Annotated in this window: 19 protein-coding genes and 1 pseudogene; 11 read left to right on the top strand and 9 right to left on the bottom strand. The window is 73.7% G+C overall.

Annotated elements, in window-relative coordinates; genetic code table 11:
* The first annotated feature begins 70 nt into the window (after positions 1 to 70).
* From HPT28_RS17985 to HPT28_RS17975, 3 genes are all read left to right on the top strand, one after another.
* Positions 71 to 1,267, top strand: a complete 1,197-nt coding sequence (locus tag HPT28_RS17985; protein WP_219092143.1) for an ROK family transcriptional regulator — start codon at positions 71 to 73, stop codon at positions 1,265 to 1,267.
* A gap of 350 nt (positions 1,268 to 1,617) precedes the next feature.
* A complete protein-coding gene (dxs, locus tag HPT28_RS17980) occupies positions 1,618 to 3,603 on the top strand; it encodes a 1-deoxy-D-xylulose-5-phosphate synthase (protein WP_308119342.1) in 1,986 nt (661 codons plus the stop codon).
* Between the two features lie 76 nt (positions 3,604 to 3,679).
* Complete coding sequence (locus HPT28_RS17975; RefSeq protein WP_219092141.1) at positions 3,680 to 5,293, top strand: glycosyltransferase family 39 protein; 1,614 nt, start codon at positions 3,680 to 3,682, stop codon at positions 5,291 to 5,293.
* A gap of 19 nt (positions 5,294 to 5,312) precedes the next feature.
* Here HPT28_RS17975 and HPT28_RS17970 read toward each other — a convergent pair whose 3' ends face one another.
* From HPT28_RS17970 to HPT28_RS17940, 7 genes are all read right to left on the bottom strand, one after another.
* A complete protein-coding gene (locus HPT28_RS17970) occupies positions 5,313 to 5,696 on the bottom strand; it encodes an NTP pyrophosphohydrolase (RefSeq protein WP_219092140.1) in 384 nt (127 codons plus the stop codon).
* A gap of 7 nt (positions 5,697 to 5,703) precedes the next feature.
* A complete protein-coding gene (gene galE / locus HPT28_RS17965) occupies positions 5,704 to 6,690 on the bottom strand; it encodes a UDP-glucose 4-epimerase GalE (protein WP_219092139.1) in 987 nt (328 codons plus the stop codon).
* A gap of 228 nt (positions 6,691 to 6,918) precedes the next feature.
* Positions 6,919 to 9,042 carry a 3-hydroxyacyl-CoA dehydrogenase NAD-binding domain-containing protein gene (locus HPT28_RS17960; RefSeq protein ID WP_219092138.1) on the bottom strand — a complete coding sequence of 708 codons (2,124 nt, stop codon included), beginning with the start codon at positions 9,040 to 9,042 and terminating at the stop codon, positions 6,919 to 6,921.
* Entirely contained in the window at positions 9,039 to 10,259 is a 1,221-nt protein-coding gene (locus HPT28_RS17955; RefSeq protein WP_219092137.1) for an acetyl-CoA C-acyltransferase, read from the bottom strand. The genes HPT28_RS17960 and HPT28_RS17955 overlap by 4 nt, the downstream gene beginning before the upstream one ends.
* A 306-nt stretch (positions 10,260 to 10,565) precedes the next feature.
* Positions 10,566 to 11,834 carry a ribonuclease D gene (locus HPT28_RS17950; protein ID WP_219092136.1) on the bottom strand — a complete coding sequence of 423 codons (1,269 nt, stop codon included), beginning with the start codon at positions 11,832 to 11,834 and terminating at the stop codon, positions 10,566 to 10,568.
* Positions 11,835 to 12,140: 306 nt separating this feature from the next.
* Complete coding sequence (locus HPT28_RS17945; protein ID WP_219092135.1) at positions 12,141 to 12,803, bottom strand: response regulator transcription factor; 663 nt, start codon at positions 12,801 to 12,803, stop codon at positions 12,141 to 12,143.
* 260 nt (positions 12,804 to 13,063) lie between these two features.
* Positions 13,064 to 13,723: a DUF3000 domain-containing protein gene (locus HPT28_RS17940; protein ID WP_219092134.1), complete on the bottom strand. Its 660-nt coding sequence runs from the start codon at positions 13,721 to 13,723 to the stop codon at positions 13,064 to 13,066.
* Between the two features lie 102 nt (positions 13,724 to 13,825).
* On the opposite strand from HPT28_RS17940, the gene hemE reads away from it, so the two are divergent.
* The 3 genes from hemE to hemQ are packed head-to-tail and all read left to right on the top strand — an operon-like array spanning position 13,826 to position 17,054.
* Positions 13,826 to 14,890 (top strand): uroporphyrinogen decarboxylase, encoded by a 1,065-nt coding sequence (gene hemE, locus HPT28_RS17935; RefSeq protein WP_219092133.1) that lies wholly within the window; start codon positions 13,826 to 13,828, stop codon positions 14,888 to 14,890.
* A gap of 18 nt (positions 14,891 to 14,908) precedes the next feature.
* Entirely contained in the window at positions 14,909 to 16,333 is a 1,425-nt protein-coding gene (gene hemG / locus HPT28_RS17930) for a protoporphyrinogen oxidase (RefSeq protein WP_219092132.1), read from the top strand.
* Positions 16,334 to 16,337: 4 nt separating this feature from the next.
* Complete coding sequence (hemQ, locus tag HPT28_RS17925) at positions 16,338 to 17,054, top strand: hydrogen peroxide-dependent heme synthase (RefSeq protein WP_219092131.1); 717 nt, start codon at positions 16,338 to 16,340, stop codon at positions 17,052 to 17,054.
* A gap of 106 nt (positions 17,055 to 17,160) precedes the next feature.
* Here the strand turns inward: hemQ and zapE are convergent, their stop codons facing one another.
* Complete coding sequence (zapE, locus tag HPT28_RS17920; RefSeq protein ID WP_308119341.1) at positions 17,161 to 18,240, bottom strand: cell division protein ZapE; 1,080 nt, start codon at positions 18,238 to 18,240, stop codon at positions 17,161 to 17,163.
* Positions 18,241 to 18,338: 98 nt separating this feature from the next.
* Here zapE and HPT28_RS17915 point away from each other — a divergent pair, with 98 nt between their 5' ends.
* The 5 genes and pseudogenes from HPT28_RS17915 to HPT28_RS27080 all read left to right on the top strand — a co-directional run.
* Positions 18,339 to 19,148 (top strand): pyrimidine reductase family protein, encoded by an 810-nt coding sequence (locus HPT28_RS17915; protein ID WP_219092129.1) that lies wholly within the window; start codon positions 18,339 to 18,341, stop codon positions 19,146 to 19,148.
* 111 nt (positions 19,149 to 19,259) lie between these two features.
* Entirely contained in the window at positions 19,260 to 19,727 is a 468-nt protein-coding gene (locus HPT28_RS17910; RefSeq protein ID WP_219092128.1) for an indole-3-glycerol phosphate synthase, read from the top strand.
* A gap of 124 nt (positions 19,728 to 19,851) precedes the next feature.
* Complete coding sequence (murC, locus tag HPT28_RS17905) at positions 19,852 to 21,273, top strand: UDP-N-acetylmuramate--L-alanine ligase (protein ID WP_219092127.1); 1,422 nt, start codon at positions 19,852 to 19,854, stop codon at positions 21,271 to 21,273.
* Positions 21,273 to 21,680, top strand: coding sequence for a peptide-methionine (R)-S-oxide reductase MsrB (gene msrB / locus HPT28_RS17900; RefSeq protein ID WP_219092126.1), 408 nt, complete (start codon positions 21,273 to 21,275; stop codon positions 21,678 to 21,680). The genes murC and msrB overlap by 1 nt, the downstream gene beginning before the upstream one ends.
* A 115-nt stretch (positions 21,681 to 21,795) precedes the next feature.
* Positions 21,796 to 22,290 (top strand): annotated as a pseudogene (locus HPT28_RS27080) (IS5/IS1182 family transposase); the annotation flags it as partial.
* Between the two features lie 58 nt (positions 22,291 to 22,348).
* Here HPT28_RS27080 and HPT28_RS17895 read toward each other — a convergent pair.
* A complete protein-coding gene (locus tag HPT28_RS17895) occupies positions 22,349 to 22,792 on the bottom strand; it encodes an SgcJ/EcaC family oxidoreductase (RefSeq protein ID WP_219092125.1) in 444 nt (147 codons plus the stop codon).
* Between the last annotated feature and the right edge of the window lie 122 nt (positions 22,793 to 22,914).

Here is a 22,914-nt window from a genome sequence, read left to right as displayed (position 1 = left end):
CGCGTCAGCATGACCGGGTGCCGCGGCGGCGAGCCGGGGGCGGCCCCGGCCAGGCGGGAGTGGAACAGTAGTGGAGACACCGGGGTCGCAGTCCTCGCTGCACCGCGCCAACCTCGAACGGGCGATCCGCGCCGTGCGCATGGCGGGAGCCCTGACCCAGGCCGAGATCGCCCGTACCACGGGGCTCTCCGCGGCCACGGTCTCCAACATCGTCAGGGAACTGAAGGACGGCGGCATCGTCGAGGTGACGCCGACCTCCGCCGGCGGTCGGCGGGCCCGCAGCGTCTCCCTGTCCGGGAGCGCCGGGATCGTCGTCGGCGTGGACTTCGGCCACTCCCACCTGCGGGTCGCCATCGGCAACCTCGCCCACAAGGTGCTCGTCGAGGACTCCGAGCCGATCGACGTGGACGCCTCCGCCGCCCAGGGGCTCGACCACGCGGAAGCCCTGGTGGGCCGCCTCCTCGCCCGGGCCGGCAGCAGCCCCGAGAAGATCATCGGGGTGGGGCTCGGTGTACCCGGGCCGATCGACGTCGAGACCGGCGTGCTCGGCTCGACGGCGATCCTGCCCGGCTGGTCGGGGACGAACCCCAGGGACGACCTGGCCGCGCGGCTCGGTGTGCCCGTCCACGTGGACAACGACGCCAACCTCGGCGCGCTGGGCGAGCTGGTCTGGGGCGCCGGGCAGGGCGTGGCGGACCTGGCCTACATCAAGGTGGCCAGCGGTGTCGGCGCGGGCCTGGTCATCGGCGGCCGGGTCTACCGGGGCCCGGGCGGCACGGCCGGGGAGATCGGGCACATCACGCTCGACGAGTCGGGGCCGGTGTGCCGCTGCGGCAATCGCGGCTGCCTGGAGACGTTCACCGCCGCCCGGTACGTGCTGCCGCTGCTCACCCCCAGCCATGGCCCGGAGCTGACCATGCCGCGTGTGGTGAGCCTGGCCCGGGACGGGGACCCCGGCTGCCGCCGCGTCATCGGCGACATAGGGCGGTACATCGGCAGCGGCGTCGCCAACCTGACGAACCTCCTCAACCCGAGCCGCGTCGTGCTCGGCGGCGACCTGGCCGACGCCGGTGACCTGGTGCTCGACCCCATCCGGGACTCGGTCTCCCGGTACGCGATCCCGAGCGCCGCCAGCCGGCTGTCGGTGGTGCCCGGAACCCTTGGCGGGCGCGCCGAGGTACTGGGCGCCCTCGCCCTCGTCCTGGGCGAGATGGGCGACGCGCCCCTGCTCCGGCCCCTGGACGAGCCGGTGCCGGCCGGCGCCTGAGAGCCCGCGAGCGTCGGGGGCCCTCGGCCGGCTCGCCGTTCATCTTGTTCAGGCGCACCCGCCTTCAGCCGCCCCGATTGATTCATTTCTTGACGGATTCCCCGGGGGTGCGGCATGTGCCACGGCGCCGCGGCACATGCCGGTCGCCGTCCTCCAGGGCGTCCCTTCGGCGTGCGCCACACTCCGCGCCGTGGGGCGGGACACCCGGCGAAGGCGCCCGCCTCCGTGCGCGGGGCTCCACACCCCACCGCGCCGCAGGGGCGCGGCGGTGCGCCGACTAGAATCGGGCGATCGGTGTTCAGGCCCACTAGCCCGACGTAGCTTGACAGCAAGGAGGCTCAGTGCCAAAGGTGCCGCGCGAACCGCGTCGACCCGGCGCACCAGGGAGCACACCCCCGACCGAGGGGCCGCTGCTGCCCAGGATCGGGGGCCCGCGTGACCTCGACGGACTCGCGCCGGAGGAGCTGGAAGCGCTCGCCGCCGAGATCCGCACGTTCCTCGTCGAGTCCGTCGCCAAGACCGGAGGCCACCTCGGCCCGAACCTGGGCGTGGTGGAGCTGACCATCGCCCTGCACCGGGTCTTCGACTCCCCCCGCGACCGGGTGCTCTTCGACACCGGTCACCAGTCCTACGTCCACAAGCTGCTCACCGGGCGGCAGGACTTCTCCCGGCTGCGGGCCAAGGGCGGCCTCTCCGGATACCCCTCGCAGGCCGAGTCCCCGCACGACGTCATCGAGAACAGCCACGCCTCCACCGTCCTCGGCTGGGCGGACGGCATCGCCAAGGCCAACGAGCTGCGCGGCACCGGCCGCCACGTGGCCGCCGTCATCGGCGACGGCGCCCTCACGGGCGGCATGGCCTGGGAGGCGCTCAACAACATCGCCGCCGCCAAGGACCGCCCGCTCGTCATCGTCGTGAACGACAACGAGCGCTCCTACGCGCCCACCATCGGCGGTCTGGCGAGCCACCTCGCCACCCTGCGCACCACCGACGGCTACGAGCGCTTCCTCGCCCGGGGCAAGGAGATGCTCAACCGCACCCCCGTCGTCGGCAAGCCGCTGTACGAGACCCTGCACGGTGCGAAGAAGGGACTGAAGGACGTCATCGCCCCGCAGGGCCTCTTCGAGGACCTCGGGCTCAAGTACCTCGGTCCGATCGACGGCCACGACATCGAGGCCGTGGAGACGGCGCTGCTGAAGGCCAAGCGGTTCGGCGGCCCGGTCATCGTCCACTGCCTGACGGAGAAGGGCCGCGGCTACCAGCCCGCGCGCCAGGACGAGGCCGACCAGTTCCACGCCGTCGGCGTCATCCACCCCGACACCGGCCTGCCCGTCTCCGCCTCGGGAGCGGACTGGACGTCCGTCTTCGCCGACGAGATGGTCAAGCTCGGCCACGAGCGCTCGGACATCGTGGCCATCACCGCCGCGATGATGCGCCCGACCGGCCTGCACCGGTTCGCCGAGGCGTTCCCCGACCGGGTGTTCGACGTCGGCATCGCGGAGCAGCACGGTGCCGTGTCCGCCGCCGGGCTGGCCCACGGCGGTCTGCACCCCGTCTTCGCCGTCTACGCGACGTTCCTCAACCGGGCGTTCGACCAGGTGCTCATGGACGTGGCCCTGCACAAGCTGGGCGTCACGTTCGTCCTGGACCGGGCCGGCGTCACCGGCACGGACGGCGCCTCCCACAACGGCATGTGGGACATGTCCATCCTCCAGGTGGTGCCCGGCCTGCGGATCGCCGCGCCGCGGGACGCCGAACAGGTGCGCGCGCAGCTGCGCGAAGCCGTCGAGGTGAAGGACGCCCCGACCGTCGTGCGCTACTCCAAGGGCGCCGTCGGGCCCGCCGTGCCCGCGGTCGGGACGGTCGGCGGCATGGACCTGCTGCGCGAGGCGGGCACCGACGTGCCCGACGTGCTGCTGGTCTCGGTCGGCGCGCTCGCCCCCATGTGCCTGGAGATCGCCGGGCTGCTGGACCGTCAGGGCATCTCGGCCACCGTCGTCGACCCCCGCTGGGTCAAGCCCGTGGACGAGGCGCTCGCGCCGCTCGCCGCGCGGCACCGCGTCGTCGTCACCGTCGAGGACAACTCCCGCGCGGGCGGCGTCGGCTCGGCCGTCGCCCAGGCGCTCCGCGACGCGGGCGTGGACGTGCCCCTGCGGGACTTCGGCATCCCGCCGCGCTTCCTCGACCACGCCTCCCGCAAGGAGGTGCTCGCCGACATCGGCCTGACGGCTCCCGACATCGCCCGTCAGGTCACCGGCCTCGTCGCCACGCTGGACGGCCGGTACGAGGACGACGAGCCCGCGGTCGACCGCGAGCGCGAGCCCGCCAGGGACTGACGCCGGGCCGACGCGCCGCCCCCGGCCCCCCACACCGCCTGCGGGCGTTGGCGGGGGGCCGGATAGGTTGTAGCGCATGCCCACCGCCCAGCCGCCGGGGCCGCCCCGCAGCACGCGTACCGTCGAGCCGCACGGCGCGCTGCGGGCGCCCCGTCCCCGGCAGCCCGAGCCGGACGGTCCCCTCGCCGCCTCCCGGTCCGCGGCCCAACGACCGGCGCCCGCACCGGCGGTCGCACCGGCGCCCGCGCGGGCCCCCGAACGGCGGTTCTGGCTCCCGCTGGTGCCCGTGCTGCTCGTGCTCGCGGCGGTCACCAGGCTGCCGTCCTTCCAGCGCCCGGTGTGGAACCCGGACGAGGGGTTCGTGGCGACCCAGGCCCGCATGCTCGCCGCCGGCGGCACGCTCTACGACACCGTGGTGGACCGCAAGCCGCCGCTGCTTCCCTGGCTCTACCAGGGCACCTTCGCGCTGTTCGGCGACGAGTCCCTGTGGCCGCTGCGGGTCCTGGCCATCCTCGCCGTCGTGGCGACCGCCGTCTGCGTCGCCGGACTCGCCCGCGGCCGGTGGGGGCCGCGTGCGGGCGGGGCGGCCGGAGTGCTGTGCGTCCTCGCCTCGGTGGCGCTGAACCCGGAGGACACCCAGGCGGCCACCTTCGAGGTCTTCATGCTGCCGTTCACCGCCGCCGCCCTGTGGGCGGCCGACCGGCGCCGGTGGGGTCTGGCGGGCCTGGCCGTGGCCGGGGCCGTCCTGGTCAAACAGACCGGCGGGGCCGTGCTGCTGCCGGTGCTCTACCTGGCCTGGAGCTCCGCGGACCGCGGCCGGGACCGTCGCGGCGCCTTCGTGCGGACGTTCGGCGGGCTGCTGGTGCCGCTGGTGACCGTGGCCCTGTGCAACGGGGTGTCCCGGACCGTCTTCTGGACGGTCACCGGTTCCGGCTCCTACGCCAGCTTCACCGGTTCCGAACTGCACGTCCTGGGGCGCGGCCTGGCCAACACCGGGCTCTTCGCCGTCGGGGCGGCCGGGCTGGTGCTGCCGGTGGCCGTCGTGCTGCGCCGCCGCCTGTCCCACCGTCAGGTGCTCACCACCGACCTGTGGCTGTGGCTCGCCGCCTCGGCCGTCGGCGTCCTCACCGGCTTCCACTTCTTCGGCCACTACTACCTGCAGCTCGTGCCCCCGCTCGCGGTGCTCGCCGCGGGCGCCCTGGGCCTGCTCACCGCCGACTGGCTGCGGCTCACCGCCGTCGTCTCGGCCATGCTGTGCACCGTCTTCGTGGCCTGGGGAAGCCACGCGGGGCGGGCGGAGTTCGACCATGTGCGCCGGGTCGCGGACGCGGTACGGGCCCGCACCGTGCCGCAGGACGAGGTGCTGGTGTGGGGCATGCACCCGGAGACGTACTGGATGGCGGACCGCATGCCCGCCTCCCGCTATCTGACGGCCGGGCTGCTCACCAACTACAGCGGGGGACGCAACGGGCCGCGGGTCGGCCAGGAGTACGGGATGCGCGGCTCCTGGCCCACGCTGATGCGGGAGCTGAACGAGGACCCGCCGGCGCTCATCGTGGACGACTCCCGCGGCAAGCCGTACGAGCCCGCCCGCATGCCGCACCTGCGGCAGTTCCTCGACGCCCACTACGAGTCGGTGGCCGAGGTGGACGGCGCGGTGTTCTACCGCAGGGCGGCCCCGCAGCGCTGAGGCCGCGCCGGGCGGGGCGTCAGGGGCGCACCGCCCGGGGGCCGACGGTCTCGGCGCCCCGGTCGGCGACGCGGCGGCGCAGCTCACGGTCGGCCGTCACCACGACACAGCGGCGCCCGGCGCCCTCGTCGGCGACGAGGGCGACCATCGCGTCATCCCCGCTGCCCGGCGCCGCGACGACCCGGACCCCGGCCACGGACTCCACGCCGCGGGCCGCGCCCTCCACGACGAGTGCCAGCTCCAGCGGAGCCGGCACCCCCGCCACCGGGCCGTCCGCCACCGCGGCGGCCAGCCGGTCGCGCAGCCGCTCGGCGGCGCCGCGGCGGTCACGCCACCAGCCGTCGGGCACGGACCCGACGACGTTGGCGGCGTCGACGATCACCAGGGGGATCGGAGAGGACATCGGCGGCCTATCGGGCCGCCTCGGGGTGGTGCAGGCACCAGCCCTCCCAGGCCGAGGTGACCATGTCCCGCACGTCGTGCCGGGCCCGCCAGTCCAGGAGCTCGGCGGCGCGGTCGGCGGAGGCGACGATGCGCGGCGGGTCGCCCGGGCGTCGCGGGGCGACCTCCGGGGTGAAGGTGTGGCCGGTCACCTCCGCGATGAGCTCGACCATCTCCCGCACCGAGGCGCCCTCGCCGCGGCCGATGTTGACGGTGACGTCGTCGCCCGCCTTCGTCTCCCCGGCGTCCAGCGCGCGGGCCGCCGCCAGGTGCGCGTCGGCGAGGTCGGCGACGTGGATGTAGTCCCGCACGCAGGTGCCGTCGGGGGTGGGGTAGTCGTCGCCGAAGATCTGCGGCGCGCTGCCCTCGGTGAGCTTCTCGAAGACCATGGGAACGAGGTTGAACACCCCGGTGTCGGCCAGCTGCGGCGTGGCCGCCCCGGCGACGTTGAAGTAGCGCAGGCACGCGGTGCGCAGCCCGTGGGCCCGGCCCGTGGCGCGCACGAGCCATTCGCCGGCGAGCTTGGTCTCGCCGTAGGGGCTCATCGGCGCACAGGGGGTGTCCTCGGTGACCAGCGCGACGTCGGGCATGCCGTAGACGGCGGCGGAGGAGGAGAACACGAACTGCTCCACCCCGCCGGCCACTGCGGCCTCCAGCAGCACCTGCAGCCCGTGCACGTTCTCCCGGTAGTAGCGCAGTGGCACGGCGACGGACTCGCCGACCTGCTTCTTCGCCGCGAGGTGCACGATGCCGGTGACGGCGTGCTCGGCGATCGTCCGGTCCAGCAGCGGGCGGTCGAGGGTGGAACCGACCACCAGCGGGACGCCCTCCGGCACCCGCTCCCGGACCCCGGTCGACAGGTCGTCCAGGACGACGACCCGCTCATCGGCCTGCGCCATGGTGTGGGCGACGTGCGCTCCGATGTACCCGGCCCCGCCGGTGATGAGATACGTCATCCCGGCATTCTAGGCAGCCTCCGGAAGTGTCCCTTCAGGTGGCCGGACGCCTGGTCGGACACCCGCTCGGCCGTCTGGTCCGGCGGCCCGCACCGGCGCCGGACGCCGTGGAGGGCTCCGGGAGCGCCGGACGCGCGGCGGCGGGAACGCGGACGGCGCCCGCCCGCGGGAAGCGCGGGACGGGCGCCGTGGGGCGGGGCCGTGGCCTGCGCACGGCCCCGCCGGGTGTCACTGCGGGACGCTGGCCACGCCGGGGGCGTGGAACGTCGCGCCGCGCACGCGCTCGCTGACGCCGGCCCGGTCCAGGTACGGCGTGATGCCGCCCAGGTGGAAGGGCCAGCCGGCGCCGGTGATCAGGCACAGGTCGACGTCCTGGGCCTCGGCCACCACGCCTTCCTTGAGCATGATGTCGATCTCCTCGGCGATGGCGTCCAGCGCCCGGTCGCGCACCTGCTCCTCGGTGAGGACGGTGTCGCCGGTCTCGAAGAGCTCGGCCACCTCGGGGTCGAGGTCCGTCGTGCCGGGCTGGTACAGCCCGCGCTTGCCGGCCTTGACGATCCGGTCCAGGTTCTCCGAGACGGCGAACCGGTCCGGGAACGCGGCGTGCAGGGTGCCCGCGACGTGGTGCGCCACGGCGGGTCCGACCAGTTCCAGCAGGACGATCGGCGACATCGGCAGGCCGAGGGGGGCCAGCGCGCGGTCGGCGACCTCCACCGGCGTGCCCTCGTCGATCGCGCCGAGCACCGAGCCCATGAAGCGGGTCAGAATGCGGTTGACGACGAACGCGGGCGCGTCCTTGACCAGCACGGCGGTCTTCTTGAGCTGCTTGGCCACGGTGAACGCGGTGGCCAGCGAGGCGTCGTCGGTCTGCTCGGCCCGGACGATCTCCAGCAGCGGGAGGATCGCGACCGGGTTGAAGAAGTGGAAGCCGACCACGCGCTCGGGGTGCTTGAGCTTGGAGGCCATCTCCGTCACCGACAGGGACGAGGTGTTGGTGGCCAGGATGGCGTGCGCCGGCACCACGGCCTCGACCTCGGCGAAGACCTTCTGCTTGACGCCCATCTCCTCGAACACGGCCTCGATGACGAAGTCCGCGTCGCCGAAGGCGGCCGCCTTGTCCAGGGAGCCGGTGACCAGCGCCTTGAGGCGGTTGGCCTTGTCCTGGTTCACCCGCCCCTTGAGGAGGAGCTTGTCGATCTCCTCGTGGACGTAGCCGACGCCCTTGTCCACGCGCTCCTGGTCGATGTCGGTCAGGACGACCGGCACCTCCAGGCGGCGGGCGAACAGCAGCGCGAGCTGCGAGGCCATCAGACCCGCGCCCACGACGCCGACCTTGGTCACCGGGCGGGCCAGGGACTTGTCCGGCGCACCGGCGGGGCGCTTGGCGCGCTTCTGCACCAGGTTGAAGGAGTAGATGCCGCTGCGCAGCTCGCCGCCCATGATGAGGTCGGCCAGCGCCGCGTCCTCGGCGTCGAAACCTGCCTGGCGGTCGCCGTCCTTGGCGGCGGCGATGATGTCCAGCGCCCGGTAGGCGGCCGGAGCGGCGCCGTGCACCTTGGAGTCGGCGAACGCGCGGCCGGCGGCCACGGCCTGGTCCCAGGCCTCGCCGCGGTCGATCTCGGCCCGCTCGACGGTCAGTTCACCGGAGAGGACGGCGGCCGTCCAGTGCAGCGACTGCTCCAGGAAGTCGGCGCCCTCGAAGAGGGCGTCGGCGATGCCCAGCTCGTGCACCTGGGCGCCGCGCAGCTGCTTGTTCTGGTTGAGCGAGTTCTCGATGACGACCTTGACCGCGCGCTCGGGGCCGATCAGGTTCGGCAGCAGGACGCAGCCGCCCCAGCCGGGGACGAGGCCGAGGAAGACCTCGGGCAGCGAGAACGCGGGGACGGCCTTCGAGACCGTGCGGTAGGTGCAGTGCAGGCCGACCTCGACGCCGCCGCCCATCGCGGCGCCGTTGTAGTAGGCGAACGAGGGCACGCCCAGGTCGGACAGCCGCTTGAAGACCTCGTGCCCGCCCTTGCCGATGGCCTCGGCGTCGGTACGCTCCTTGAGCAGCTCGACGCCCTTGAGGTCGGCGCCGACGGCGAAGATGAACGGCTTGCCGGTCAGGCCGACGCCGACGATGTCGCCCTTGGCGGCCTCCGCCTGCACCTGGTCGATCGCGGCGTCCAGGTTGGCCAGCGACTGCGGGCCGAAGGTGGTCGGCTTGGTGTGGTCGAAGCCGTTGTCCAGCGTGATGAGTGCGAACCGGCCGGCACCGCCGGGCAGGTCCAGGTGGCGCACGTGCGCCTGGGTCACGACCTCGTCGGGGAAGACGTCCGCCGCGCCCTTGAGCAGCTCCTGCGTGGTGGTCACTTGCCAGCCCCTTCGAAGTGCGGGTTCTCCCAGATCACGGTGCCGCCCATGCCGAAGCCGACGCACATGGTCGTCAGGCCGTAGCGGACGTGCGGCTGCTCCTCGAACTGGCGGGCCAGCTGGGTCATCAGCCGGACGCCGGAGGAGGCCAGCGGGTGGCCGAAGGCGATCGCGCCACCGTACTGGTTGACGCGGGGGTCGTCGTCGGCGATGCCGAAGTGGTCGAGGAAGGCCAGGACCTGGACGGCGAAGGCCTCGTTGACCTCGAACAGGCCGATGTCACCGATGGACAGCCCCGCCTGGGCGAGGGCCTTCTCGGTGGACGGCACCGGGCCGATGCCCATGACCTCGGGCTCCACACCGGCGAAGGAGTAGGAGACGAGGCGCATCTTGACCGGCAGGCCCAGCTCGCGGGCCACGTCCTCGGCGGCGATCAGCGAGGCGGTGGCGCCGTCGTTGAGGCCGGCGGCGTTGCCCGGCGTGACCCGGCCGTGGGCGCGGAAGGGGGTCTTGAGGCCGGCGAGGCTCTCCAGGGTGGTGCCCGGGCGCATCGGCTCGTCCGCGGTGGCCAGGCCCCAGCCCGTCTCACCGCCCTCGGGGCTGGTGCGGCGGATGGCGATCGGCACCAGGTCGGACTGGATGCTGCCGTTGGCGTAGGCCTTGGCCGCCTTCTCCTGGCTGGCCACGGCGTAGGCGTCCGCGCGGCCCTTGGTCAGGTGCGGGTAGCGGTCGTGCAGGTTCTCCGCCGTCATGCCCATGAACATCGCCGACTGGTCGACGAGCTTCTCGGAGACGAAACGCGGGTTCGGGTCGACGCCCTCGCCCATCGGGTGGCGGCCCATGTGCTCGACGCCACCGGCGACGGCGATGTCGTACGCCCCGAAGGCGACGGAGCCGGCGGTGGTGGTGACGGCCGTCATCGCACCGGCGCACATCCGGTCGATGGAGTAGCCGGGGACGGTCTGCGGGAGGCCCGCGAGGATTCCGGCGGTGCGGCCCAGGGTCAGGCCCTGGTCACCGATCTGGGTGGTCGCGGCGAGGGCCACCTCGTCGATGCGCTCCGGAGGCAGGTCCGGGTTGCGGCGCAGCAGCTCACGGATGCACTTGACGACCAGGTCGTCGGCGCGCGTCTCGTGGTAGATGCCCTTCGGTCCCGCCTTGCCGAACGGGGTGCGGACGCCGTCGACGAAGACGACGTCCCTAGCGGTACGAGGCACGTTGGCTCTCCTCCTGCAGGGTGCGGCCGGGGTTGTCCGGGGTCGTACCCCGGGGGGTGCCGCCGCCGCGCGGCGCGCTTCCCGCGCCCCATGCTACTAGTCGGTAACCGGCAGGCAAGGGGGCGCCCTGCCTGTGCGTTGCGGTTCCGGTCACATCGGGGCGCGGGAAACTGCGTGACCAGCCGTAGCGCACCCGTGGCCCGCGACGCGCGGGACGGGGTACCCCCTGCCCGGGGCCGGTGCCGGGGCCGCGCTCGCCAGCCCCGCGCCTTGGCTCAGACCTCCCAAGCGCGCGGGGCGCGGGGTTCAGGAGTCGGCGGAGGCCGACAGCGCCGCGGTCAGGAGAGGCAGGGTCTGTTCGATCTGCCAGGGCCGGGCCCCGTACCCGCGCAGCGCGGAGGCGACGGCCCCGGGGCCGCGGTCGGCGGGCGGTTCCCAGCACAGCCGCCGGACGGTGTCCGGGGTGATCAGGTTCTCCTGGGGAAGGTTCAGCCGCTCCGCGTGGGCGGTCACCGCGGCCCGGGCGGCGGCGAGCCGGGCGGCGGCGGCCGGGTCCTTGTCGGCCCAGGCCCGCGGCGGGGGCGGACCGTTCGGGGTCTGGCCGGGCTGCGGCAGCGCCGACTCGGGCAGGGCGCGGGCGCGGTCCACGGCGCTCTGCCAGTGCTGGAGCTGCTTGCGCCCGTTGCGGTTCCCGAAGCCCGGAAGCTGTGCCAGGGCTTCCACGGTCTCCGGCACGGCGAGCGCGGCCTCCACGATGGCCGCGTCCGGCAGCACCTTGCCCGGCGAGACGTCCCGCCGGCGGGCCACCCGGTCCCGCGCCTGCCACAGCTCCCGGACGACGGCGAGCTGCCGGCGTCTGCGCACCTTGTGCATGCCCGAGGTGCGGCGCCAGGGGTCCTTGCGGGGTGGCGGCGGGGGAGCGGAGGCGATGGCGTCGAACTCCTGGCGGGCCCACTCCAGCTTGCCCTGCCGGTCCAGCTCCTTCTCCAGGGCGTCGCGCAGCTCGACGAGAAGCTCGACGTCGAGCGCCGCGTAGCGCAGCCACGGTTCGGGCAACGGGCGGGTGGACCAGTCGACGGCGGAGTGCCCCTTCTCCAGGGTGTAGCCGAGGACGCTCTCGACCATGGCGCCCAGCCCGACGCGGGGGAAACCGGCCAGCCTGCCCGCCAGCTCGGTGTCGAAGAGGGCACGGGGGAGCATGCCTATGTCCCGCAGGCAGGGCAGGTCCTGGGTGGCGGCGTGCAGCACCCACTCGACGCCGTCCAGCGCCTCGGCCAGGCCCGACAGGTCCGGGCACGCGACCGGGTCCACCAGTGCCGTCCCGGCCCCTGCCCGGCGCAGCTGGATGAGGTAGGCGCGCTGCCCGTAGCGGTAGCCCGAGGCCCGCTCGGCGTCGACGGCGACGGGGCCGCTGCCCGCCGTGAAGGCGGAGACCACCGCCGCGAGCGCGTCCGCGTCCGCGGTGACCGGTGGGATGCCGTCCCCGGGCTCCAGTAGCGGCACCGGGGCCGGTGTGGAGTCCTGGGAGGGGGGCTGAGCTGTGCTGCCTGCTGCGGTCTCCTGTGCGTCGGTCACGTGACAAGGGTATCCGTGACGCCGTTCTCGGCTCGGTTCGCCTCCGGGCGCTCTCCTCCTGGGGCTCGGTTCGCCTCCGGGCGCTTTTACCCGGTGTCGACACCCCTCGACACAGCGCCCCCTCCTTCTCCCCCAGCTAACGCTGGGAGGTGCCCCCACGCTTGGTCTCGTCGCTTTCGACACCGGCGCGCCCTTCGGCTCACTCGGCTGGGCGCACACGTGCCGCGCCCGCCGGGCGGAACGTTCCGTCGGCGGGCGCGGGGTGGGGTGTCGCGGTGCGGCGGTGGTCCGCTCGCTCCGCTCGGGTCAGTGGATGATGCCCGTGCGCAGGGCGACGGCTACCATGCCCGCCCGGTCGCCGGTGCCGAGCTTGCGCGCGATGCGGGCCAGGTGACTCTTCACGGTGAGCGCGGACAGGCCCATCGAGACGCCGATGGCCTTGTTCGACTGGCCCTCCGCCACCAGCCGCAGCACCTCCACCTCGCGGCCGGAGAGCTCGCGCTGCCCGCCGCCCGAGCCGGGGGCGCCGTGCGGGCGGCGGTGCAGCCGGGCAGCGGCGGCTCCGATGGCGGCGGCGCCGGGCCGGGTGTGCATGTTGAGGTTGTTGCGCGTGCCGGTGACGACGTAGCCCTTCACGCCGCCGGCGAGCGCGTTGCGGACGGCCCCGATGTCGTCGGCGGCCGAGAGCGCCAGCCCGTTGGGCCAGCCCGCAGCGCGGGTCTCGGAGAGCAGGGACAGGCCCGAGCCGTCGGGCAGATGGACCTCCGCCACGCAGATGTCCCGGGGGTTGCTGACGCGGGGGCGGGCCTCGGCGACGGATGACGCCTCGATCACGTCCCGCACCCCGAGGGCCCACAGGTGGCGGGTGACGGTGGAGCGTACGCGGGGGTCGGCCACGACGACCATGGCCGTGGGCTTGTTCGGGCGGTAGGCGACCAGGCTGGTGGGGTGGTCGAGGAGAACAGACACCGAGCCTCCTGGGGAGTGGAGTGTGACGGCAGCCGACTCGAAGCGGTAAGCCGGGGGGCGATCCCTGGGGAAGGGTCATGAAGTGCTTCGGCAGTCGGCCCGGTGTCCTTGAGGGAAAGATCACGAACGAGTGAGTATAAATCGCTCAATTCGGACATGAGGTCGAGCGGCTGACGGCGGCTCGGCAGCCTGTTCTCGCAGGTCGAGCCGGGGTGAGGGGTGTCAAGGGAGGTCTTGCCTCGGCTTGTCCTCGGGGCGCTCTACCGTGACCGTGGTCCGCGGCGCTGGGGCAGCGAGACGACACCGGTGGCCCCCGGCGTCTGGGCCCCCTCCGGGTCCTCCGCCTCCTCCGGCGGCAGGCCCGCGCACTGGCACAACAGGTCGCACCAGGCCTGCAGATGGGCCGCCACGTCCGGAACTCCCAGCGGGGCCAGCGGAGTCCAGGACGCGCGCAGCTCGATCTCGGCCTCCGGCGGACGTCCGGCGAGCTCGCCGAAGTAGGACGAGCCGGCGCGCGTCACCGTGCCTCCCGGCTGCCGCGTCGGCAGCCCCCGGGCCTCCAGGGCCCCCGTCAGCCAGGACCACGTCACCTCGGGCAGCAGCGGATCGGCGGCCATCTCCGGCTCCAGCTCGGCCCGCGTCAGCGTCACCACCCGGAAGGTGCCCTGCCAGCCCTCCGGCCCGCCCGGATCGTGCAGCAGGACGAACCGTCCGTCCGCCAGCTCCTCTCCGTCCACGATCACCGACGCCCCCAGCGCGTGCGCGTGGGGCGCCAGCCTCCGTGGGGCCGGCAGGGGTTCGAGCCGCACGGCCTGCCGAACGCGGGCCCCCGTGAGCGCGGCGACGACCCGCTGGAAGACCGCCGATCCCGAATCGCCGTCGTCCGGCCCCTCCACCTGGTGTTCTCTCGCCGCTGCCATGGCCCGAAGATTAGGCGCAGAGTGACCGGGAGCCGGGTAGGGACACCCGGTGGTTTACGGCCAAGTCCGACCGTGGGCGCAGCCCGTGGGAGACTGCCCGGTGTGAGTTCCGTTGACCGCCCACAGGGCCCGCCGACCAAGACGTACGACTCCGCGTTGCTCAGGGCCTGCCGCCGTGAGCCCGTACCGCACACGCCGGTGTGGTTCATGCGGCAGGCGGGGCGCTCGCTGCCCGAGTACCGCAGGGTCCGCGAGGGCATCGCGATGCTCGACTCGTGCATGCGGCCCGACCTGGTCACCGAGATCACCCTCCAGCCGGTCCGCCGCCACCGGGTGGACGCCGCCATCTTCTTCAGCGACATCGTCGTGCCGCTCAAGGCGATCGGCGTCGACCTCGACATCAAGCCCGGCGTCGGCCCTGTCGTCGCCCGCCCGATCCGCAGCCGCGCCGACCTCGACCAGCTGCGTCCCCTGGAGCCCGGCGACGTCACCTACGTCACCGAGGCCGTGGGCATGCTCACCGAGGAGCTGGGCGCCACGCCGCTGATCGGCTTCGCCGGCGCGCCGTTCACGCTGGCCAGCTACCTCGTCGAGGGCGGGCCCTCGCGGAACCACGAGCACACCAAGGCGCTCATGTACGGCGACCCCGAGCTGTGGGCCGAGCTGCTGGACCGGCTCGCCGGCATCACCTCCGCCTTCCTGCGCGTCCAGCTCGACGCGGGCGCGAGCGCCGTGCAGCTCTTCGACTCCTGGGCCGGCGCTCTGGCCCCGGCCGACTACCGCAGCCGGGTCATGCCCGCCTCGGCCAAGGTCTTCGACGCCGTCGCCGGCTACGGCGTCCCGCGCATCCACTTCGGCGTCGGGACCGGGGAGCTGCTCGGGCTCATGGGCGAGGCCGGGGCGGACGTCGTCGGAGCCGACTGGCGGGTGCCGCTGGACGAGGCCGCGCGCCGGATCGGCCCCGGCAAGGCCGTCCAGGGCAACCTCGACCCGGCCGTGCTCTTCGCTCCGCGCGAGGCCGTCGAGACGCAGGCACAGGCGGTGCTCGACGCGGCCCGCGAGCTGCCCGGCCACGTCTTCAACCTCGGTCACGGCGTGCTCCCGGACACCGACCCGGACGCGCTGACCCGGCTCGTCTCCTACGTGCACGAGCACACCGCGCGCTGACGGGAGGGGCCGGGCGGCATGCGTATCCTCGTCATCGGCGGCGGTATCGCCGGGCTCGCCGCGGCCCACCGGCTGCTCACCCGGGCGGGCCTCCCGCCCGGAGCGCCCGGCGGAGCCGAGGTCACCGTGCTGGAAGCCTCGGGGCGGCTCGGTGGAAAGCTGCTCCCCGGCGAGATCGCCGGGGTCGAGGTGGACCTGGGCGCCGAGTCCATGCTGGCCCGTCGGCCCGAGGCCGTGGAACTGGCCCGCGCCGTCGGGCTCGGCCCGCGGCTGCAGCCCCCGGCCGTGGCGGGCGGCGCCCTGTGGACCCGCGGTGCGGTGCACCCCATGCCGCGCGGTCATCTGATGGGCGTGCCCGCGGCCCCGGACGCGCTCGCGGGAGTGCTCTCCCCGGAGGGCCTCGCCCGTGTCGCCGAGGACGCCGAGCTGCCCCGCACCGAGATCGGGGAGGACGTCACGGTGGGCGGCTACGTCGCCGCCCGGCTGGGCCGCGAGGTCGTGGACCGGCTGGTGGCTCCGCTGCTCGGCGGCGTCTACGCGGGCGACGCCTACCGGATCTCCCTGCGGGCCGCCCTCCCGAAGCTCTTCGACGCGGCGCGCGACCAGCGCTCCCTGCTGGCCGCCGTCCGCACCGTGCAGTCCGCCGCGGCGGCCGAGGCCACCGCGTCCGGGCCCGTCTTCATGGGCATCGACGGAGGAGTCGGGCGCCTGCCGCTCGCCGTCGCCGACGCGGTGCGCGCCGCGGGTGGCCGAATCTCGACGGGGGTGACCGCCCGGGAGCTGCTCCGCACCCCCGAGGGATGGACGGTCACCGCCGACGACGGCGTCCACCGGGCCGACGCCGTGGTGCTCGCGGTGCCCGCCCCGGTGGCGGCGCGGCTGCTGCGCCGGGAGGCCCCGCGGGCAGCCGAGGCGCTCACCGGCGTCGCCTACGCCTCCCTCGCCCTGTGCACCCTGGCCTTCCGCCGTGCCGACCTCGGCACGGCGCCGCCCGAGGGCAGCGGCTTCCTGGTGCCCTCGGTGGACGGGCACGTGATCAAGGCGGCCACGTTCGCCTCGAACAAGTGGTCGTGGATCGACGCGCAGGACCCGGAGCTGTTCGTGCTGCGGACCTCGCTCGGCCGCTTCGGCGAGGACGCCGTCCTCAGCCTGGACGACGCGGAGCTGGTGGCCGCCTCACGGGCGGATCTGCGCGAGTCCGTCGGGCTGTCGGCGCGCCCCGTCGCCGGCCGGGTCACCCGCTGGACGGACGGCCTGCCCCAGTACGCGGTGGGCCACGTCGACCGGATGGCCCGGGTGCACGAGGCCGTTGAGGCCCTGCCGGGGCTGGCCGTGTGCGGGGCCGTCTACGACGGCGTCGGCATCCCCGCGTGCGTCGCCTCCGCCCACCGTGCCGCCGACCGGACCCTGGCGCGGGCCGCCGTGGCGCGGGAGCGAGAATGAGGACATGACTGACGCACCTCACAAGACACCGAACGCGGGCAAGAAGGCCAAGGACCTCAACGAGGTCATCCGCTACACCCTGTGGTCCGTCTTCAGGCTGAAGGACGTCCTCCCGGAGGACCGCGCCGGCTACGCGGACGAGGCCGAGGAGCTGTTCGCGCAGCTCGCCGCCAAGGACGTCACCGTGCGCGGCACCTACGACGTCTCCGGGCTGCGGGCCGACGCGGACGTCATGATCTGGTGGCACGCCGAGACGGCCGACGCGCTCCAGGACGCCTACAACCGCTTCCGCCGCACCCGCCTGGGCCGCGCCCTCGCGCCCGTCTGGTCGAACATGGCGCTGCACCGGCCCGCCGAGTTCAACCGCTCGCACATCCCGGCCTTCCTGGCCGACGAGGAGGCGCGCGACTACGTCAGCGTCTACCCGTTCGTGCGTTCCTACGACTGGTACCTGCTGCCGGACGAGGACCGCCGCCGGATGCTCGCCGACCACGGCAAGATGGCGCGCGGCTTCCCGGACGTCCGGGCCAACACCGTCGCCTCCTTCTCGCTCGGCGACTACGAGTGGATCCTCGCCTTCGAGGCCGACGAGCTGCACCGCATCGTCGACCTCATGCGCCACCTGCGGGCCTCCGAGGCCCGGCGCCACGTCCGCGAGGAGGTCCCCTTCTTCACCGGCCGCCGCAAGCCCCTCGCCGAGCTGGTGGCCGGGCTGGCCTGAGCCCGTCCGGGCGGAGTTCCCCCGCGTCCGCAGGGGCGCGGGGCACTGCGCCGTCGGCCACCGGTGCCGCGGCCCGCGGGGAGGGGCGGCCCCGGTCCGGGCAGGCTCAGCCGGAGACGAGCGGCTTGCCGTCGCGGGCCAGCGCGGTGAGGCGGGAGATGGCACGGAAGTACTTCTTCCGGTAGCCGCCGCCCAGCATCTCCGGGCTGAACAGCTCGTCGAACGGCAACCCCGAGGCGATCACCGGCACCTCGCGGTCGTAGAGCCGGTCCGCCAGGACGACGAGCCGCAGGGCCGTGGCCTGGTCCGGGACGGGCGTCACGCCGGTCAGGCACACGGCCGACACGCCGTCGCAGAGCGCGCCGTAGCGGCTGGGATGGACCTGGGCGAGGTGACCGAGCAGGGTGGGGAAGGCGTCCAGGCTCGCGCCCGGTGTGCGGTAGGCCGTCCGGGTGACCTCGTCGTCGCTGAACGGCTCGGGCGCCTCGGGCAGCCCGCGGTGCCGGTAGTCCTCGCCGTCGATGCGCTGCGGGCGGAAGTGCGCGGCGAGCCCCTGGATCTCGCGCAGGAAGTCGGCGGCGGCGAACCGGCCCTCGCCCAGCTTCCCGGGCAGCGTGTTGGAGGTGGCGGCGAGGGCCACGCCCTCCTCGACCAGCCGGCTGAGGAGCGTCGAGACCAGGACGGTGTCGCCCGGGTCGTCGAGCTCGAACTCGTCGATGCACAGCAGCCGGTGGGACGAGAGCGTCTTCACCGTCTGCTGGAAGCCGAGGGCGCCCACGAGGTTCGTCAGCTCCACGAAGGTGCCGAAGGCCTTGTGCTCGGCGGGGGCGGGTGTGGCGTGCCACAGTGAGGCCAGCAGGTGTGTCTTGCCGACGCCGTAGCCGCCGTCGAGGTACACCCCGCGCGGACCGGTGGGCCGCGCGGTCTTCCCCCGGCGGAACCAACGGCCCGCCCGGCTTCGCCCGCCCGTCGCCGTCGCGCCGCCCAGGGAGTCGGCGAAGGCGCTCAGTACCTCGACGGCCTCGGCCTGGCTGGGCTGCCCGGGGTCCGGGATGTAGGTGTCGAAGCGCACCGAGTCGAAGCGCGGCGGCGGCACCAGCTCGGCGACGAGCTGCTCGGCGGGCACCCGCGGGTGCCGCTCGCACAGCGCGGCCGGCGTGTCGTCGGCGGTCGTCTGTGGCGTTATCGCGGTCGAGGAGGAGGCGGAGGAGGTCGGCACGTCTGCCACTCTACGGCGCGCAGGGCGCTCCGCCGGACGCCAGTGGCCCGTGCCACACTGCCGCTATGCGACGCCTGTTCCCCCTGTCATCCGAGGCCGGTTCCGATCCGGACCCGACCACCGACCGCGAGTGGACGCTGGACGAGCTGGCCGACGCCTACGGCTACCCCGAGCCCGGCGACCGTCCCCGGCACGGCCCCGAGTCCGCCGGGACGAGCTGGCTGCGCGGCAACATGGTGGCCTCGCTGGACGGCGCGGCCCACCACGAAGGGCGCTCCCAGCCGTTGTCCAGCGACACGGACATGCGGATCTTCGGCGTGCTGCGCGGGCTGGCCGACGCGATCGTCGTGGGCGCGGAGACGGTGCGCAAGGAGGGCTACCGGCCGGCGCGGGCGCGGAAGGCCTTCGCCGAGCGCCGGAAGGCCGCCGGGCAGACCCCGGCGCCCGCCGTCGTGGTGCTCAGCGCCGGCCTCGACCTGGACTTCCAGGCGCCCCTGTTCTCCGCGCCGCGGACGCCGACGCTGATCGTGACGGGCGCCGGAGCTCCCGTGCACCGGGTCGAGGCCGCACAGCACGCGGGCGTGCGGGTGCTGTTCGCCGGGGAGGGCGTCGGCGCCGACCCCGCGCGGGTGCCGGGCGTCCTGGCCGAGGAGGGTCACACGCGGCTGCTCACCGAGGGTGGCCCCTGGGTCCTGGGCGAGTTCGCCGCGGCGGGTGTGCTGGACGAGCTGTGCCTGACGGTCGCGCCCCGGGTCACCGCCGGTGACGCGCCCCGCATCATGCGCGGCGGCGTCTTCCCGGTACCGGTGGACTTCGGCCTGGAGTCGGTGCTGGAGGAGGCCGGATTCCTCTTCACGCGCTACCGTCGGCGGTGACACGAATCGGAATGACGCGTTCCGCTTTGCTCTCGCCGGGCAGACTCTCCCCAGTGCAGGATCGTTAGTCCTACGGGCCCGCACGGGCCGTGGAGAAGAAGGGCACCCGCCGTGTTCACGACCGTACTCATGATCGAGAAGCCGCTGGTGTCGACCGACGTGGAGCTCGTCAGCACCCTCCACGGCGAGGAGGAGGTCTCCTTCGTCGTCCTGATGCAGCCGCGTGGGCGGCAGGACCGGCTGCTGCGGGCCCTGGACGACGTCGCCCTGGGCGAGCTGGAGCAGGCGGTCCACGAGGCCGACGAGCCGGAGGGGAGCGAGGCCACCCCACCCGCCCGGCTCGCCCTCGAGCACTCGCTCAAGGCCCTGCGGGACACCGGCGCCGAGGCCGTGGGCCAGGTCATCGAGAAGCACCCCCTCGACGTCCTCACCGCCGTGGTCGCCGAGTCGAACGCGGACGAGGTCATCGTCCTGACCGCCCCGCACCTGGTGGAGGAGTTCTTCCACCGCGACTGGGCCTCCCGAGCCCGGCACAAGGTCGGCGTTCCCGTCCTCCGGCTCTTCGCCCACGGCGAGTGACGGCAACGGGCCCGGCGCCCGCTCACCGCGGAGTACGCGGCGTCACCGCGGGGTGCGAGAATCGTCGGACGGCGCCGTGCCCGCGAGCCGGCGCCCCGCACACCGCGAAGCGAGGGAGAACCGCATGGCATCGGGCGCCCCGTCCGGCCTGGACAAGCCGCACTTCATCGGCATCGGCGGAGCCGGGATGTCGGGCATCGCGAAGATCCTCGCCCAGCGCGGAGCCCGTGTCGCGGGCAGCGACGCCAGGGAGAGCGCCACCGCCGAGGCCCTGCGCGCCCTGGGGGCCACCGTGCACATCGGGCACGCCGCCGAGCACCTGGCCGCCGACGCCTCCGCCGTCGTCGTCTCCTCCGCCATCCGGGAGGACAACCCCGAGCTGGCCGCGGCCGCGGCGCGTGGCGTCCCCGTCGTCCACCGCTCGGACGCGCTGGCCGCCCTGATGACCGGGCTGCGGACCATCGCCGTGGCGGGCACCCACGGCAAGACGACGACGACCTCCATGCTCGCCGTCTCCCTGCGTACCCTCGGCCTCGACCCCTCCTACGCGATCGGCGGCGACCTCGACGGGCCCGGCAGCAACGCCCACCACGGCGGTGGGGAGATCTTCGTCGCCGAGGCCGACGAGAGCGACCGCAGCTTCCACGCCTACGCCCCGGACGTGGCGATCATCCTCAACGTGGAGCTCGACCACCACGCCAACTACGCCTCGATGGAGGAGATCCACGCCTCCTTCGAGACCTTCGTCGGACGCGTCCGCGAGGGCGGCACCCTGGTGATCTCCGCCGACCACGCGGGCGCACGCGAGCTGACCGCCCGGCTGGCGGCGGCCGGCCGCGGGCCCGCCGTGACCACCTACGGCGAGTCGCCCGACGCGGACGTGCGCGTCCTCGACGTCACCGCCTGGGGGCTGACCAGCGAGGTCACCGTTCTCCTCAACGGCGAGCAGCTCGCCTTCACCGTCTCGGTGCCCGGACGCCACTACGCGCACAACGCCGTCGCCGCGCTGGCCGCCGGCGTGGCCGCGGGCGTCCCCGCCGCCGAGCTGGCCGAGGCTCTCGGCTCCTACACCGGCGTCGGCCGCCGCCTGCAGCGGCTCGGTGAGGCGGGGGGCGTCCAGGTCATCGACTCCTACGCGCACCACCCCAGTGAGATGACCGCCGACCTGGAGGCCATGCGGGCCGCAGTGCCCGACGGCCGGGTCCTGGTCGTCTTCCAGCCGCACCTGTTCAGCCGCACGCGGGAGCTGGGCGCCGAGATGGGCGCCGCCCTCGCGCTCGCCGACGCCTCCCTGGTCCTTGACATCTACCCCGCCCGGGAGGACCCGATCCCCGGCGTCACCAGCGAGCTGATCGTGGACGCCGCGCGGGCCCTGCGCGCCGACGTCACCGCCCTGCCCGGCCGGGAGGCCGGCCGCACCGCCGTCCCGGAGGCCGTGGCGGGAATGGCCAAGCCCGGCGATCTCGTTATCACCATGGGCGCCGGCGACGTGACGGAGCTGGGCCCGCAGATCCTCACCCGCCTGGAGACCGGAGGAGAACGCTGATGCGCTACGACATCGAGAAGCCGGACGAGCAGTGGCGCGCCGAGCTGACCGACGAGGAGTACCGCGTCCTGCGCCAGGCCGGCACCGAGCCCGCCTTCCAGGGCGAGTACACCGACACCACCACCGAGGGCGTCTACTCCTGCCGGGCCTGCGGGGCCGAGCTGTTCCGCTCGGAGACCAAGTTCGCCTCCCACTGCGGCTGGCCGTCCTTCTACGACCCGACCGAGTCCTCCGCCGTGGAGCTCGTCGACGACTTCTCCTTCGGCATGACCCGCACCGAGGTCCGCTGCGCCCGCTGCGGGTCCCACCTCGGGCACGTCTTCACCGGTGAGGGCTACCCGACCCCGACCGACCAGCGGTACTGCATCAACTCCATCTCCCTGCGCCTGGAGCCCAAGGAGAGCTGAGCCGAGGGCAACGGTCGGCCCGATGGGCCCATGCGTTCGGGTGGTCTCGGCATACGCTGAGATCGGGGCACGTCCGATCCCGCCTGCGTCGGTGCGGCGTGGGGGACGGTGGTGGCAGCACCGCCCAGACGAGGGGCTCGGACGCTCCCAGGGCGGTCCGACCTGCAAGATCCATCTCGACGGTGAGGGAGGTCGCCGCCACTGGCCCTGATCGTCACGCCGGGCCAGTGGGGCGACGCACCGCAACTCATCCCCGTTGTGGAACGCATCCGCGTCCTCCGTCGCGGCCGCGGATGGCCGCGGACCCGACCGGACCGCTTCGGCGGCGACCAGGCATATTCCTGCCACGGCCACCGCCGCTACCTGCGGTGGCGACAGATCAGGCACACCATCCCCCGAACCAAAGGATCAGCGGGCCGACCGGCGAGAACGCGGCAGCCGAGGTGGCCGCCCCACTGCGTTCGACAAATCGATCTGCCAGCGCGGGAACGAAGTGGAGCGCACCACCAGCGCGTTGAGGAACGTCCGAGCCTCAGCCACCGGGTTCGACAAACGCGCCGACGTCTTCCACGGCACCGTCACCGCCGTCTCGACCAGGCTCTGGCTCCGCCCGCGATCCGCAAGGCAGCTCCTGAAGGATGGTCAAGCCCGACCAGTCCCGATTCCGCCTACGACCGGGAAACCGGTGTGTTCTGGGCCATGCGGATACGCCACTGGCCGGCGGCGTCCCGTATCAGTGTCATCGTCAGGATGCCTTCCATGGGATCACTGGCGTTCTCCGCCTGGCCATCGGATTCGACTGACCTCTGGCGAGCATGAGCCACGGCCACCTCGGGCGTGAGGAGGGCGAAGTTCTCGATGGTGTAGCGCACCGTGATGTCGGCCAAGGGACCGCCCTCAGCGAAGACGAGGGATTGCGCCTCGTAGAGGCGGTCAGCTCCGAACACCAGAGTGCCGCTGAAGTTGACGAAGACCGCGTCGGACGTGAAGAGGGCGTTCATGGCCCTGGCGTCGTTTTCGTTGAACGCGGCCTCGTAGCGCGTCACGATCTCCGCGACCTCGACCTTCCCACCCGAAAGGCCGGTCTCCTCGCGCCGTTGCACGGTCGTCATCAGCAACTCCTCACTATGTGGTGCGATCGACGCCGAGTCTGGTTCTTCAACTGCACTTGAGGTCAATAGGCCTGACGATCCAGGGGTGCCAGCGCATCGTCAGCCGACGCGCTGCGTCAGCG

It is taken from the genome of Streptomyces sp. JJ38, from assembly GCF_019303475.1.
Classification (GTDB): Bacteria; Actinomycetota; Actinomycetes; order Streptomycetales; family Streptomycetaceae; genus Streptomyces.
The sequence above is the reverse complement of the archived record's forward strand: the minus strand, read 5'-3'. Positions and strand labels throughout refer to the sequence as shown.